Here is a 15,326-nt window from a genome sequence, read left to right on the forward strand (position 1 = left end):
CTCAGAGGAGGAAAATGGATAAAAAAGGGATGGCGCCCTTATGGCTTATGTATCCCCATATACCTAATGGAAGCATCGGATGGAGAATGGGTTACGGAGAAAGCTATGGGGATGAATTTTACAGATGGTTCCATACCTTAAGCAGGGAGGAAAAAGAGGAATATAACAGAAAATTTCCGGAGCCTGTCTGCTGGAGTCTTTCAGAGTATAACCTTATGCGTTATCATACTTTCTGGACGTATCAATGGAACAGGGATACCTGCCGCCATTATTCCATGGAAAAGCTTCGGGAAGAAAGAGCGGCAGGAAAAGAACGGGAAATTATTTTCTTCTGGGGACATCAGCCCGGAAAAGAGGGAAAAACCGGAAAAGAATGTCTGAGCCAGTGGTATCAGGCAGAGTTCCATGTGGGGCATGTGGCCTATTGCTGTATGGAACAATATCTGATGGCCGGAAAGGCCAGGTTATTCGAAGATTCAGAAACAGAAAAGAAGATCATGCAGTCTGCCGATCCCTCTGAAATAAAACAGCTGGGGCGCATGGTGAAGGGCTTTGATGAAGACGTCTGGGAAAGGTTCAGAGTCCCCATTGCATTGACCGGAAATTATTATAAATTTTCCCAGCTGAAGGAGCAGCGCTCCTATCTTCTTGGCACCGGAGACAGCCTGCTGGCGGAGGCCAGCCCTTATGATGACATATGGGGAATCGGACTGGATCAGGCGCATGCCGCCGGAGTGGATGTGACAGGCTGGAGAGGACAGAATCTGTTGGGATTCGCGCTGATGGAAGTCAGGGAAGAAATCAGAAGACTGCGTGAGTTTGAGGATGAAGTGGTTTTCCAGGAATGGTAACGGGCTTTTTAGCAGAACATTCTGTCACAGGTTTTGCCTGTGTTTATCATAGATATTCATTAAGCAAAGGAGATGGTTTTTATGAAGAATTATATGAATTTGATACAAGTCCATGGGAGGGAATCCATGAGATAGTCCTCCCGGCATTCGATTTATGGAGGAAAAATGACAACTAAAATGAATAAAAATGAAATCCTGCTTCTTTTAACAGATCGCTGGTGTGATTGGGAAGCCGCTTATGCCATTGCAGTGGCTAATTCTTTTTCGGACTATACGGTAAAAACTATTGCTGCAGAGGGTGAGTCCATGCTATCCATGGGCGGCCTTAAAACCGAGATTGATTATTGTATCAAGGATTACAGGGATTTCAGCAATACCGCAATAGTGATACTTCCCGGAGGCCTTTCCTGGGAAGAAAACGATTATGATGAAATAACCGAATTCCTGACGCTGCTTGCTGCCGAGGGCATACCCATCGCAGCCATATGCGGGGCGACAACATACTTGTGCAGGCATGGTTTTCTGAATCATGTGAAACACACGGGAGACAGTTTGGAACTGTTCCTGAATCAGGATGGCTATACCGGACAGGAATTGTATGTACCGGCCCAGGTGGTAGCTGACGGCGGGTTTATCACTGCCAATGAAACTGCCGCTGTAGAGTTCGCTTATGAAATTTTCAAGCTGCTGAAAGTGGACAGTGACGAGGAAATGGGCCAATGGTTTGATAACTTTAAATACGGAGCGGTGCGCTAGATGGGAAAATTATGGATAAACACAATTTTTTTCATGGGATTGCGGAAGAATTAAGCATGGGAGCTTTGACAGCGCCGGCAGAACGGGTGACAGGCGGTTATCTACACGAGATGTATAAACTGGAAACTGCATCTGGGAAGTATGCCGTGAAGCTGCTGAATCCTGTGATCATGAAAAGGCCGGATGTATTTGAGAATTACCGGAGAGCAGAGCTGCTGGAAAAAGAGTTGTGTGAAAATAAAATTCCGGTAATTCCTGCAATGGAAATAAACGGCTGTAAGATGCAGTGCAAGGACGGCCAATATTTTTATGTGTTTCACTGGATAGAGGGGAAAGCGCTGGCATGGGATGAGATAAAAGCGGAGCATTGCAGAGAGGCCGGTGCATTATTGGCCCGGATTCATAAAATCCGGCAGGTAAAAGAACCTTCCGACATAAAGGAAATCTGTGCCGACTGGGATTTTTATGTCACAGCGGCGGACACAGAATGCCGTGAAATCGCGGGAGAACTGGAAAAAAACAGGGATCTGCTGTACTATTGCCAGGAACAGTATAATTCCGCATTAAGGCTTCTTCCGCCGGTATCCTGCATCTGCGACGGGGATATGGACTGCAAAAATGTGCTTTGGACGGACGGAAAGCCGGTCATCATCGACTTGGAATGCCTGGATTATGGGAATCCGCTTTCGGAAATGTTCCAGCTGGGCTTAAGCTGGTCCGGCGGCACGGTATGCAGTATGAATTATGAATCTCTGAACGCCTTTATTTCCGCCTATAAGAAGGAATACGGGGATCTTAATCCGAATTGGAATGCGATATACGGTATCGGCTTCAGCTGGCTGGATTGGTTGGAGTATAATGTAAAAAGAGCTCTGCGCATAGAATGCGGAAGTGAAGAAGAGAGGAAACTGGGCATCGGACAGGTGCATGAAACCCTCCGGCGTATTATTTATTATCATACTATCAAAGATGAACTGCTGAAACAGTTATCCAATTAGTGAAAGCGGGAGCATGGGCATTTAACCATGCTCCCGTTTCCCTTGTATTATCAGGCGGGTTCCGGCAGCTCCAGATATTTTTCCATGAGACAGAACCGTCCCTTCCTCCAATCCGCATAGCCTGTTATCCGGTAACCCAGACTATGATAGAGCTTCAATGCAAATGGGTTTTCCGTAAAAGCGTCTAACCGTATGGCTTTTATTCCCATTTTCAGGACTTCACCTTCTATATGTTTCATTGTCCTTCCTGCGACTCCCATATTCTGGAAATCCGGATTCACACATAAACGGTGTATTACGCAATACGGCAGATCTGCATATTCCCACCGCCCGTTTATATAGTCATCATCACTTTCCTGGTTCAGAACATAGATGGAGGCGATTCTGCCGCTGATAATTCCCACGTTTAACTCTTTTTTTATAATGTCCTCCCGCAGGATTTCTTCATCTGGATACAGATTGTCCCATTGAAAAATATTATGCCTTTCCAGATTTACAATTGCCCCCTTAATGAGAGTGCAGATTTCTTTCAAATCTCCGGTGTTTCCTTTTCTGTATTCTATTTTCATCATTATCCTTCGCTTTTCCCAACACTATTTGTTATCGGGTTTTCCTGTACATTCTGTAAATATTCCGTTTCTATTATACCTGATTTTTAAAAGAAGCCAATATGTTTTTGCAAAGATCGAAGGAATGAGTGATATAATATAATTACGGAAAAACCGGATAAATGGAAAGGTATGGAGGTTTGGGTTATGCTGATTGAGACGCAGAGACTGGTAATCAGGGATTTGCAAACAGAAGATGAAGTACCATTTGCTGAAATGGCGGCAGATGGAAGTCTGAATGATATTGGCTTTGATGAGGACTGCGGCAGCTGGATGGCAGAATGGGTGGCCGAGGCAAAGGAGCTTACACTCAGAGATAATCCTTTAATGGATTATCTGGCTTATACGGTAACTTTAAAGGATTCAGGCATTGTGGTTGGTTCTGTTGGGTGCTCCTATTATGATGACCTTCAAGAGACAGGAATTACATATTTTATGAGTGCACAATACCGGAAGAACGGTTATGCGGCAGAAGCTGTAAAAGCATATATCGAATTCTTTTTCAGCAATTATAACGTACACAGGATGATAGCGACAGTCAGAGATGAAAATATATCATCCTGGAAAGTGGTTGAAAAAGCCAATTTTATATTGACTGAAAAAAAGAGGTATAAGGATATAAACGACGATAAAGAGGAACTGTATCGCTTTTATGAGATTACAAGAGGGAAATGATTATGAATCGACTTCTGATTATTGACGGCAGCAATCTATTATTTCAAATGTTTTTTGGTATGCCTGCAAGAATAGTAAATAAACAGGGTAAGCCTATTCAGGGAACGCTTGGTTTTGTCGGCGCATTACTGAAAATCATTCGCAAGACAGAGCCCACATTTATAGCAGCAGTGTTTGATGGCGAGCATGAAAATAGCCGTTCTGCTCTCGATGCTGACTATAAAGCAAACCGGGTTGATTATAGTGCCGTTCCGGAAGAAGAAAATCCTTTTTCGCAGCTGCCGGATGTATATGAGGCTCTTAATTATCTCGGCATTAAGCATACAGAAACGGTAACTTGTGAAGCAGATGATTTAATTGCAGGATATGCCCGAACCTACGAAAAGGAAACGGAGATTATCATATCGTCATTCGACAGCGATTTTTTCCAGCTTATAACAGATAACGTTTCTGTACTCCGGTATCGCGGGGATAAAACTTTCATCTGCACGCCTGATTACATAGAGGAAAAATATGGTATCTTTCCATCGCAATATGCTGATTTCAAATCACTTACAGGAGATACAGCGGATAACATAAAAGGAGCAGATAGAATCGGTCCCAAAACAGCAGCTTATCTGCTTAACGAATTCGGTACGCTTGATAATATTCTTGCCAATGCAGAAAAGATAGAGAAACCGTTTATAAAAGATTCGGTTATCAGGAACGCGGAACGATTAAAGACAAACTATCGTCTTATCAAGCTTGGCAGCAAAGTGCCGCTGCCGTTTGTTCTGCATGAATTAAAGTACAGCTATAATGGAATTACGACAAATGAAGTTTTAAAAGAGATAAAATTAAGATAATATAGATTCCCTATTCCTTGTAATCATTTCTTGAAAATATATTTATTCTTCAGTCATTATACCATCCATATAATTTAATTATACAAAATCTTATTGACAAATATGATCTGTGTGTTATTCTGAATTTATATTGATTGTGTGCGCACACGATAACATTAGGAAGTGATTTGTTTATGGCGACAATAAAGGACATTGCTAAACTTTGCGGAGTCTCTGAAGGAACGGTAGATCGCGCGATTAATGATAGGGCCGGAATTAATCCGGAAACCAAGAAAAGAATCATGGAAGTAGTGGAGCAGGTGAACTATAAGCCGGATCGGATTGCACAAAGTCTGGCGAGAGGAAGGACCAGGACATTAGGTTTGATCTTCTTTGACCTCAACAATGATTTTATTGCTGCTTTAGTAGACACTATCGAGACTATTGCCAAAGAAAAGGGATACTTTATCAGTTTGGTATTAACACACGGAATAAAAGAAGAGGAAATAAAGGGTATCAATTATCTGTTGGAACGGAAGGTGGACGGAATTATAGTATTTCCGGTAGGAAAGCAGTCAGATTATCAGGAGCTTAAAATCAACATCCCGGTTATTTCTATTTATAATAAAATTTCGGATGAGACTCCTTATGTCGGCGTGGATGCCCAGTCGGCCATGCGGGATGCGATAGGCTATATCGCAGATTGTCAATATGAAAGGGTAATATTGGTCAACTCCTCAATAACTAAGAAGGTGAAAAGCGGACTTAACGTATATACCCTGCAGGAACGGCAAAAAGGATACATAGAGGGGATTGAGAAGAACAAGATTAACGAGGGAGAGGGGCCTTTGATTGTCGAGGGGCTGGATTTCAGGCGTATGGATGCTCTGTACCGCCAGGGACAGGGAAAAAAGACTGCGTTTTTATGCATTTGCGATGTGTTTGCCCTGGAAGTCCTGACTCATTTCAGGGAGCAATCCCTGAAGGTTCCTGAAGATGTCGGTATCATGGGTTTTGATAATATGTCCATCCGTAAATATGTTTCCCCTCAGTTAACGACGGTGGGCTATCATATGTCGGAAATGGCACAGAAGATTTTTGCGTATTTAATGGATATGATTCATGGAAGTGACATACCTAAGGATACTGCTTTTCCGTGTCAGATAATCGAAGGAAATTCCTTATAATATTTATCCGGCTGTAAGTGTGAGAAAAAATAGCGTAGGAGGTGCTTATATGAAAGCAAATATTACAATTGACAGCAGTAAAAAAGCGGGAGAAATCGACCGTAAAATTTTCGGTCATTTTATGGAGCATGCCTTTGGAAATATTTATGGCGGCGTTTATGACCCCGAAAGCAGATTTGCCGATGAAGACGGATTTAGAACGGATGTTATTGAATTGCTGAAGGAGGTAAAGGTTCCTGTATTAAGGTATCCCGGCGGGAATTTTGTTTCCAGTTATCATTGGGAGGACGGCATAGGCCCTAAGGAGAATCGTCCCAAAAAATTCGATTTTGCATGGGGCGCATCAGAGAGCAACCAGTTCGGCACGGCTGATTTCATAAAGCTCTGCCGTAAAACCGGAGCCGAGCCATTGATATGTGTCAATATGGGAAGCGGAACCGCAGAAGAAGCCATGAATTGGGTGGAATACTGTAATGGCACCCAGGATACCTATTATGCAAATCTGCGCCGTTCTCACGGATATGAGGAGCCTTTCCAGGTTAAGTACTGGGGGTTAGGCAATGAAATGTACGGAGTCTGGCAGATGGAAAGCATGACAGCGGAGGAATACGCCGGCTCTGCCGCCCAGTTTGCAAAAGCGATGAAAAAAGTGGATGAAAGCATTCATTTGGTGGCATGCGGCATGGAACAGGATGCAGAGTGGAATCATACCGTGGTAAAGAAGCTGGAGCCCTATATTGATATGATATCCGCCCATTACTACGGCATGGGATGGGAAGAATTCGGCGATATCTCCAAACAATACGAGCAGACCCTGTATATTCCCTATCAAATGGAAGAACGCCACAAGCTGACTCTGGCTTCGATTATTACCGGACAGAACGGTATCAAGGATAATATCAAGGTAGCGTGGGATGAATGGAATATGTTCGGCTGGAGCTTTGACGCGGTCAATGAGGACAGTACCTATAACCTTCATGATGCGATCATAACCGCCCTGATTTTAAATATGATATTAAGGAACTGTGATACCATAAAGATGGCGATGTATTCGACTTTTGTAAATATTACCGGTGCTTTGAGCGTTACAAAAGAGGGCTGTCTGAAGAGGACACAGTACCATGTCTTTGATATGCTTTCCAACCATACAGGCAGCCATCTGATTCGTACGGATGTTGACTGCAGCAGTTCCATTACCATTCATGATATAGGGCATTTATCATTTGGTGCGAATATCGACAATAAGAATAATAATGCCTCCGGTAAAATTGTGGATAAGGATATTCCTGCAATTGATGCGGTGGCTACCATGGACAGCAAAAATATCTACGTGTCCGTGGTAAACCAATCCCTTAACGACGATTGTGAATTATTCCTTGATATTCATGCGCAGAACATAGGAAGCACCATGGAAAAAACAGAACTTTACAGCGATTCGATCCTTGATGCCAATACGTTTGGCGACCCGGATCATGTTTGTCCGCATGAATCAATGCAGGATGTGAATCAGCCGGTGATAATCAGGAAGCATTCCGTTAATGTGATTACAATTCCACGTGTATAAGATTAGTTAAAACAGCTTCAGAAAATGAGAGATACCGAAACGGTGGGGGATACCGTTCCGGTATCTTTTTTAGATGTGCAAAAGATTTTAGTATTTTTAAAATATTAGTACTTGACATTACATAGTAGTGAAGATATGATGTCTTTAAAGGGAGATAAAGCGATGAATGCACAATTTAAAAAAGGAGTTCTGGAGCTGATTGTCCTGGAATCTGTGAGACAGAAGGATATGTATGGCTATGAATTGGTGGAAGAGGTTTCCAAGGTGGTGGATGTGAATGAGGGAACCATATATCCGCTGCTGAAGCGGATGACCAATGAGCATTATTTTGAAACATATCTTAGGGAATCCACAGAAGGACCGCCCAGAAAATATTACCATATCACGGCGGCTGGCATCTTGTACAGGGACAGTCTGGAACGTGACTGGAATGAATTTAATCAGAAGGTCTGTTCATTCCTGGAGGAACAGAAAAGAGGGAGAGAATGAATAAGGCGGAATTTTTACATATTTTACGGGAAAGGCTGTCAATTCTTGATGAGAATGAACTGGAGGATATCCTGAGTGAGTACGAACAGCATATCGACCTGAAGGCAGCCGGGACAATGACAGAAGAGGCGGCTATCGCTGATTTCGGAGATATCGGCGAGCTGACGGCCGAGATTCTGGAGGCATACCATGTCCGTGCCGATTTTGACCGGAATAAAGAGCCGGAGAAAAAAAATGAGAGTCATAAGAATGCGGTCATGAGGGCCGGCCGGAAAATCTCGGATTCCTGTAAAAAGGGATGGGAGGGTTTCCTGCGGGGTCTGGAGAATATCGGGCTGTTTGTGCAGAAATGGGCAGGAAAATGCGGGTCAGCCATCCATAATCTTTTCAGCGGAAAGAAGAATACGGAAGAGAAGGAAGAAAAAAAGGCGGCAAAAAGGAATGAGAATCTAAAGAAAAACAGGCTTCTTTCCTTCGGAAGCAGGGAACATGAGGAGAAACGGGACAAAATGGAGAATAAGAAAAGAATTACGCTGTTTTCGGTTATTGGTATGATGTGCAGAGGATGCGCGGCTGCGGTAATGTGGTGTGTCAAAGCCATATGGAATGTGTTCTGTACCTGTGCGGGATTGTTCACCGGCCTGTTTGCCTGTGTCTGTATTTTTATCCTGGGGACGACAATTGTACTTTTGGCCATGGGATATCCGCTCCTGGGAATCCTTCTGGCAGTTTTGGGCCTGACGATGTGTACCTGCAGTTTTACGGTTCTGTGCTTTACCCTGATTATCCGCAGGAAAGGACAGGCAGGGGAAAGTACAGGAACAGCAGTAAGGGAAGCGGACGAAGAGGAGGAAACGGTTCATGCGTAAGATACATGTAATTTTGCTGGCGGTTTTTACCACAGGGGTTTTGTGCGGAGGTATCGGGACTGGAATCGCTTTTGGGGAATATAGCTCCATGGAATATGGGGGCACTGTGATGCTGGGAGAAGAATATTTGGTAACGGGAGAGCTGATGTATGAATTTGATCCTGTTCCGGGAGAAAAAATTGCTCTGAATCCCACGAACTGGGGAACCAGCAGGGGGACAAGCAAGCTCGTAATGGATGAGACCCTTCCCATGGGCACTGTCTGCTACGATGTTACTTATAACAGCAAACTGACTATTCCGCACCTGTACTACTGGGAATCGGAGGAAGGGCTGGAGGAAGAGGACATATTTGAAGCGGGAGAGACGGAAACAGGAAATGGAATGGAAATAAATGAAGCATCAATTGACGAAGCGGACGCCGGAGAAGAGGCAGATGCCGGAGAAGAAGCGGACGTCGGAGAAGAGACAGATGCCGGAGAAAAAGCGGACGCCGCAGAAGAAGCAGTGACAGGAGAAACGGCGGAAGAAAAAAAGAAATCCAGGATAGTGGGACATCTGGAACTGGGTACGAACTATATAGGAAATGAGTTTGAACTCTTTCTGAGAAGTAAGGACAGGATACTGGAGGATATGAAAAACAAAAAGTTCAATTCCTTTGAAACGGCATACATTACTGATGTAAAAATCCGGGTAAATCCTGAAATGATGGATTATATTGAAGACAGGACCATGTATTGACACAATTCATCCGGATGAGGCGGCAGTAAGACTGCGGTGAAGAAGGCGGAAAGAGGGAGCATGAGGAAAGCCCGGAGAAAAATATGCTGACGGGCAGGCCCATGTTCCGTTTTTCGTTTCAGGCCCGGCCCAAAGGCATAGGCTGAAAGCCTTCAGCCCTCGCTGAAGGCAGCCTTAACGGGAGGATGCAGTTGCTGTACGTACCCGTATGGTGTGGACAGCAACAGGAACGGTATGGATATATTTTCCTTGACATATAAATATTACAAATGTAAGATTTAGATATGCAATAATACTACAGAGAAATCAGGGAGAAAAAGAACGTGAAGAAAATAGAATGGCCTGAGAAGACAAAGGGCCTTTTGCTCCTGCTTCTGCTCCTGTTCGTAACAGCGGCTTTTTTGTTGAAAGAGGAGCCTGCCTATACACTGACAACAGAGGAGGCGCGGGAACCGGAGGCTTTGGGAGCGTTTGATGCAGAAGCAGACGGAACGGGTTCAGAGGCAGCAGAAGGATCAGAAGCATCAGGAACAGAGGTATGGGGAACTGCGCCGTCAGGGACGAAGGAGGAAACAGCAGGTGGAAGTAAGGTATCTCCTCAGGAAACAATCAGCCTTCTGACAGAAGATGAACAAAAGCAGCTGCAGAAGGAAGCGCTGGAGGCGGCGGAATACTGCCGTGAGCTTTATAAAGACATTAGGGCTACTGAAAGGGAATCCGAAGGAGAAAACAATACGTTTCTTCTGACAAGGGAACAGCAGACAGCCATCACAGCCAGGCTTGGAGAGCTTGGCCTTGTCAGCGCTGCCGATAACATAAACATGGTAAATTATGAAAAAGTAGAAGACTTTTATGCGGCTTATCAGGAAGGAAAGGATGCTCTTATCACCATTTTCTATGTAGATCCGGAAGGCGGAATGAGTGCGCTGACATTTGTATACCGCAAGGGAGTGCTGCAGACTCATTTTACAGCCATTGGATGGGATGAAGGAGGAACTCCCGGGATCAGGGGAAGCGGAACCAATAATTTGAAAGAAATGAAGCTCACCGGGAAGGGCTATCTGATTTATACGAATGAAGAGGTGGTGGCCCACGGTAACCTGCGGGAATATTTCCGGGTGAAACCCTTATCCGGGGAGTGCAGGAAACTGACGGAAACCTACGTTTCCGGCCTCAGCTATGTGGATTACAAACTGCTGGTTACGGACTGGAACAGCAGCAATGTGGAAGAGATTCTGACGCCAAGCCTGTTTGAAGATCTGTATCGGATTTATTACGGGGAAAATGTAAAGCCTGAGAGGGACAGAATCCCGGCCGACATTTATGAAGAGGTGATGACGGCCTGCCTTCCGGTGACGCCGGAGCAGCTCAGACAGCACTGCGGCTATGATGAAGGCAGCCGCTCTTACCCTTATGAAAAGTTTTTGCCCCGTCAGCATCCTCCTTTTGGAGAGGTGGTTGATTATACCCGAAATGCGGACGGCACCATTACCCTTATTGTAGACGGTGTCTGGCCGGATTATAATTCCGACTGTGCGTTTACAAACAGGCTTCTGGTGCAGCCGCAGAAGGATGGAAGCTTCAGGTATCTGTCTAATTCCATAGAGGAAAAGGAACTGAAAATACCGGTTTCAGATTAATAAATCTTGTCTCATAAAGGGAATGAAGCAGAATCATAATAAAGATCAGAACCCATAAATCCTGCTGTATTTAGACTGTAAATAATCCAGCAGCGGCCTGGCGGATATTTCACAGCCGCATACCCGCTGAATCACTTCACGGGAATTATACATGCTGCCATAACGGTGTATCTTTTCCTCCAACCATGCGGTAATTTCCAGGATCCGTCCTTTTTCCAGGATAGTATCCGTATTTCCCATTTCCTTTTCCAGCTGGTTTAAAAACATGCCGTCATAAACGCTTCCCAGCAGATAGGAAGGGAAGTAGCCGAAGGAACCGTCGGACCAATGCATATCCTGAAGGATCCCTTCCGCATCATTTCCCGGACGGATGCCGAGCAGGGCTTCCATTTTATCATTCCAGAGAGCCGGAAGCTGATCGGTGGGAACCTGATCCCGGAAGATCGCTTTTTCCATTTCGTACCGGAGGATGATATGCAGGCAGTAGGTTACCTCATCGGCCTCGGTGCGGATATAGCTGGGATGTACGTCGTTAATGGCCCGGCAGAAGGTATCAAAGGGAACTTCCTTAAATTGAGGCAGAAGTCCGCCCAGTTTTCCGTAAATAGGAATCCAGAAGGCAGGCCTGCGTCCAAGGATGTTTTCATAAAAACGGGACTGGCTTTCATGCAGGCCCATCAGGTTTACCGTCTCTGCTGCGGTATCCGCGAGAGAGGAATCAATGTTTTGCTCAAAGATAGCGTGTCCGCCTTCATGGATGGCACTGAAGATAGAGGATATGGGGTGCGTCTCATGATAATGATTCGTAACCCGGATATCTCCGCGGCACAGGGTTGCGGTGAATGGATGCGCACTCTCTGCCGTTCCTCCGGCATCGAAGTCAAACCCGATATAAGAAAGAAGCAGATTCTGCACCTTTTTCTGGGCATCGATGTCGTATGTCCCTTCCAGGGCGGATAAATCAGGCCTGCCGGCATCCCTGATCTTATCGAGCAGCGGGATCAGCCCTTCCTTCAATTCCGCAAAAATGCCGTCAATTGTGACGCTGTCCATCCCTTCCTCGTACATATCCAGGAGTACCTCGTAAGGATCCTTGTCCGGTTCCATATAACCCACATATTCTTTGGTCATGGCAATTATTTTATCCAGGCTGGGAGCGAAAATACGGAAATCGTTGGCGAGCTTGGCTTCCTCCCATACCTTTTCCGAGCGGCCGGAGGTGGTTACGTATTCCGTATAGAAATCCTGGGGAACGCGCTGGAAACGCTGGAAATCCCTGTAACCGCGTCTGACGGTGACCTTCATGCCGTCATCCAGGGTATCAAAAATTTCCGGGCGGGAGAGTTCGCTCAGCATATCGCCGTAGCATTCCGCGGTGGAAAGCCGGAAGGCTTCCGTGGAGAAAAAGCCGAGGGCTTCCAGTTTGCCCTCCAGGCTCTTTTTCGGAGCCGCGGTCTGAAGATCCCAGCTGATCAGGGCGGATGCCTGTTCGTATTTCTTTATCCTTTTCAGATATTCTTTAAAATTTTCCAATGTCTTGTTCATCATTTCTCCTTCAATCAAATCCGACGATATCCTCCACTCCCTGGACACCGATTTCCAAAAGGGAGAGTTTGGTGGAGGCAAAGCAGTTTTCAAATAATGCGCGGCAGGCATGCGCAAGTATGTCACTCCGGGAAGAACGGCAGCCTTCGCGGATGGACGAAGCGATTTCAGGCCAGCCGGGAACCGTTTCCTCTCCGGTTTCATCCAGCCGGAGAATACTTCCTACCAGCAGAAGATGGGTGAGCTTACTGTATATTTCGCGCAGGGAGGCCAGAGGGCTGAAACGGACAACTGTCTGAAGAACCATTCCTATCGCAGCCACCATTGCCTTTTTCTGGCCTTTTTGACCGACGGCTTCGGCCAGTCTGTCCAGCGTATCGGCAGGGATATGGGGAAAGGTATGGCACATTACTGGCTCCGCAAGAATGGTTAACAGTTGGATGGCATCCAGGAAGCTTCTCAAGTTGCTGTCAAGGGTCAGATCCTTAAGCTTGCGCGGAATGGATGCATCTCCCTCGGAAATGACACGGGTTCCCACGCCGTTAAAGGTCTGTGTGACGCCCAGCTGATTCATGAGGCTGATGGTTCGACGTATGGTAATTTCGGAAACATGGTAAATATCCGCCAGAACGGCTCCGTTTGGAAGCAGCGTCCCCACGGGGTAGAATTTCTGGCTGATCTTGCATATCATGTCGATGGCTACGAAATCACAGTAACGTGTGCGCCCCTTATGAGGCTCCCAGACGAAGGGAATCTGTTCTCCCTCCTGGGCCGGAAGATCCTTCAGATATTGAATAATCCTGTCAAAAAACAAATGGTTCAGGCGATCCAGACGTTTTTGGAAAGCCTCCCCATCATTTGCTTTGAATTGTATGGCACATTCCCGGTATTCATTTTCTATTTCCTGCCACAGACGCATGGTTTCTTCTTTTCCGCAGGGAGAGCAGAAGATATCCAGAAAAGCGCTTCCCACAAAGGAGCCTACGTCATAATACAGATTCAGGGCAGTCTGGCTGCCGATAGCATGCAGGGCCTGATCAAACTGCCGGTAAAGGCTTCTGACTGCGTTGGCGGTCCCTTCTTCTTTCGGGGGTTCAGAAAGGGCTTCATAATCCAGGGCGTGCAGGCTGTGGAAGCAGATGGCCGGTGAGATCAGCTTCAGTCCTTCGCACAGGTCAAGGAGCGCTGCGGAACGCTGCAGGAATACCGGGTTTCCCAGATAATCCTCATAGGGTTTTGCCAGAATCTGAGTCGCTTTTCCGCGGCAGAGCTTTATAAGGCCGTCCTTTTCCAGCATCTTAAGAGCCCTTTGGGCAGGGCAGTAGGAAACCTGATATCCGCTGGCAATTTCCTTTGCCGAAGGAAATCGTTCACCGCCGTCATAAAAACCGAGCTGTATCTTTCCTGCGAGGTTGCGGTATATAGTTTGTTCCTGACTGTTGTAATTAGACATGGCGTGTTTTCCTTTCCTTCTTTATTACCTTCCATCACCCGTTCTGTCACCAGGAAGGAGCCGTTAGCAAATACTAATTTATAATACCACAGAACCGCCTTTTAGGGTGAAAAAATTGTTTGTTTTTTTACCGTAACACAGATATAATGTGATATAGTATAATATGATTAAGGTATGGGCAATCGGGCTTCATACTGTCGTGATAAACAGCACAGGTGATAAAAATATGAAAAACAAAAATGATATAAGGAAAGAGGAAGGTTCTCTCTTTCCCAAAGCGGCAGTCACATGCCCGGATATAATGGAAGGCTTGGGAGTGGGCGTTATCTGCTGCCTTCCGGATGAGGATTTGACCTTCCTCTGGGGAAACGGCTGTTATTACAGCAGTATTGGATATAAACAGGAAGAATATACGGAATCCTTCGGAAGCCTGCGTGAGTATTTTGCCGGCTATGAGGAAGATTTCGCCAATATAAAGAAGGAACTGGAACGGCTTCGTGAGACGGGAGGGAAGGGCAGTGAACTTTCCGTGAGAATGCCGGGGAAGGACGGAAGCTTCGGCCGGTTCCGTTTTTCCGGAAGCCTGGTGACGGCAGAAGAGGAAGAAGGGCCGCTGCTCCAGGCTGTTTTTACGGATATCAGCCGTCTGTCAGAGGAAAAGGAAGAGCAGTTCAGTGCTTATAAGCAGAATCAGCAGTATTTCCACTGGATGATGGATACCTATGTGGGAAATGTTTATATCAGCGATATGGATACTTATGAGCTGCTGTATCTGAATCAGCATTCCTGTGATACCCTGGGATATCCTCTTGCCAGCCTGATCGGGAAAAAGTGTTATGAGGCAATCCAGGGAAGGACGAGTCCCTGCCCCTTCTGCACCAATGACCGTCTGCGGGAAGATGAATTTTATGAGTGGAAGTTTTATAATCCGGCTTTGGAACGGACTTTCATGATCAAAGACCGGATAATCAACTGGGAAGGCCGCCGGGCAAGAATTGAGCTTTCCCATGACATGTTCAGCACCGAGTATAAGCTGGCCCAGAAGGATCAGGAAAGGGATGCTCTTCTGAGCTCCATACCAGGAGGAATTTTCCGTCTGGACGGCAGGGATATGAGTACTGTGCTGTG

General features: G+C 45.8%; 14 protein-coding genes and 1 pseudogene. 12 read left to right on the top strand and 3 right to left on the bottom strand.

The genetic code is table 11. The features are described from left to right. Positions 1–14: 14 nt before the first annotated feature. The 3 genes from BLA28_RS25940 (at position 15) to BLA28_RS25955 (ending at position 2,605) form a co-directional block, all read left to right on the top strand. The gene (locus BLA28_RS25940) at positions 15–851 is read left to right on the top strand and encodes an NADAR family protein (protein WP_069157052.1); all 837 of its coding nucleotides are present in this window, start codon (positions 15–17) and stop codon (positions 849–851) included. A 165-nt stretch (positions 852–1,016) separates the two neighbouring features. Beyond that, entirely contained in the window at positions 1,017–1,607 is a 591-nt protein-coding gene (locus tag BLA28_RS25950; protein WP_081329951.1) for a type 1 glutamine amidotransferase family protein, read from the top strand. Between the two features lie 11 nt (positions 1,608–1,618). Then, a complete protein-coding gene (locus tag BLA28_RS25955) occupies positions 1,619–2,605 on the top strand; it encodes an aminoglycoside phosphotransferase family protein (RefSeq protein ID WP_069157055.1) in 987 nt (328 codons plus the stop codon). A 50-nt stretch (positions 2,606–2,655) separates the two neighbouring features. On the opposite strand, the gene BLA28_RS25960 is transcribed toward BLA28_RS25955, so the two are convergent. After that, complete coding sequence (locus BLA28_RS25960; protein ID WP_069157056.1) at positions 2,656–3,177, bottom strand: GNAT family N-acetyltransferase; 522 nt, start codon at positions 3,175–3,177, stop codon at positions 2,656–2,658. Positions 3,178–3,360: 183 nt separating this feature from the next. Between BLA28_RS25960 and BLA28_RS25965 the strand changes: the two genes are divergently transcribed. The 8 genes from BLA28_RS25965 to BLA28_RS26000 all read left to right on the top strand — a co-directional run bounded on the left by BLA28_RS25965 (position 3,361) and on the right by BLA28_RS26000 (position 11,200). Beyond that, positions 3,361–3,888: a GNAT family N-acetyltransferase gene (locus BLA28_RS25965; RefSeq protein WP_069157057.1), complete on the top strand. Its 528-nt coding sequence runs from the start codon at positions 3,361–3,363 to the stop codon at positions 3,886–3,888. Positions 3,889–3,890: 2 nt separating this feature from the next. Then, complete coding sequence (locus BLA28_RS25970) at positions 3,891–4,733, top strand: 5'-3' exonuclease (protein WP_069157058.1); 843 nt, start codon at positions 3,891–3,893, stop codon at positions 4,731–4,733. A 173-nt stretch (positions 4,734–4,906) separates the two neighbouring features. Continuing rightward, a complete protein-coding gene (locus BLA28_RS25975) occupies positions 4,907–5,899 on the top strand; it encodes a LacI family DNA-binding transcriptional regulator (RefSeq protein WP_069157059.1) in 993 nt (330 codons plus the stop codon). Positions 5,900–5,948: 49 nt separating this feature from the next. Beyond that, positions 5,949–7,463 (top strand): alpha-N-arabinofuranosidase, encoded by a 1,515-nt coding sequence (locus tag BLA28_RS25980; RefSeq protein WP_069157060.1) that lies wholly within the window; start codon positions 5,949–5,951, stop codon positions 7,461–7,463. A 162-nt stretch (positions 7,464–7,625) separates the two neighbouring features. After that, on the top strand, positions 7,626–7,952 hold the full coding sequence (locus BLA28_RS25985) for a PadR family transcriptional regulator (RefSeq protein ID WP_009253471.1): 327 nt from the start codon (positions 7,626–7,628) through the stop codon (positions 7,950–7,952). Then, a complete protein-coding gene (locus tag BLA28_RS25990; protein ID WP_069157061.1) occupies positions 7,949–8,821 on the top strand; it encodes a DUF1700 domain-containing protein in 873 nt (290 codons plus the stop codon). The genes BLA28_RS25985 and BLA28_RS25990 overlap by 4 nt, the downstream gene beginning before the upstream one ends. Then, positions 8,814–9,560, top strand: a complete 747-nt coding sequence (locus BLA28_RS25995; protein ID WP_069157062.1) for a hypothetical protein — start codon at positions 8,814–8,816, stop codon at positions 9,558–9,560. The genes BLA28_RS25990 and BLA28_RS25995 overlap by 8 nt, the downstream gene beginning before the upstream one ends. A gap of 323 nt (positions 9,561–9,883) precedes the next feature. Continuing rightward, a complete protein-coding gene (locus tag BLA28_RS26000) occupies positions 9,884–11,200 on the top strand; it encodes a DUF6070 family protein (RefSeq protein ID WP_069157063.1) in 1,317 nt (438 codons plus the stop codon). A 45-nt stretch (positions 11,201–11,245) separates the two neighbouring features. Here BLA28_RS26000 and BLA28_RS26005 read toward each other — a convergent pair whose 3' ends face one another. Beyond that, a complete protein-coding gene (locus BLA28_RS26005; protein WP_330388782.1) occupies positions 11,246–12,763 on the bottom strand; it encodes a carboxypeptidase M32 in 1,518 nt (505 codons plus the stop codon). Then, complete coding sequence (locus tag BLA28_RS26010) at positions 12,756–14,198, bottom strand: GntR family transcriptional regulator (protein WP_069157064.1); 1,443 nt, start codon at positions 14,196–14,198, stop codon at positions 12,756–12,758. Before BLA28_RS26010 ends, BLA28_RS26005 begins: the two co-directional genes overlap by 8 nt. A 226-nt stretch (positions 14,199–14,424) precedes the next feature. On the opposite strand from BLA28_RS26010, the pseudogene BLA28_RS26015 reads away from it, so the two are divergent. Next, a pseudogene (locus tag BLA28_RS26015) lies at positions 14,425–15,326 on the top strand (PAS domain-containing protein); the annotation flags it as partial.

The organism is Eisenbergiella tayi, assembly GCF_001881565.1.
GTDB lineage: Bacteria > Bacillota > Clostridia > Lachnospirales > Lachnospiraceae > Eisenbergiella > Eisenbergiella tayi.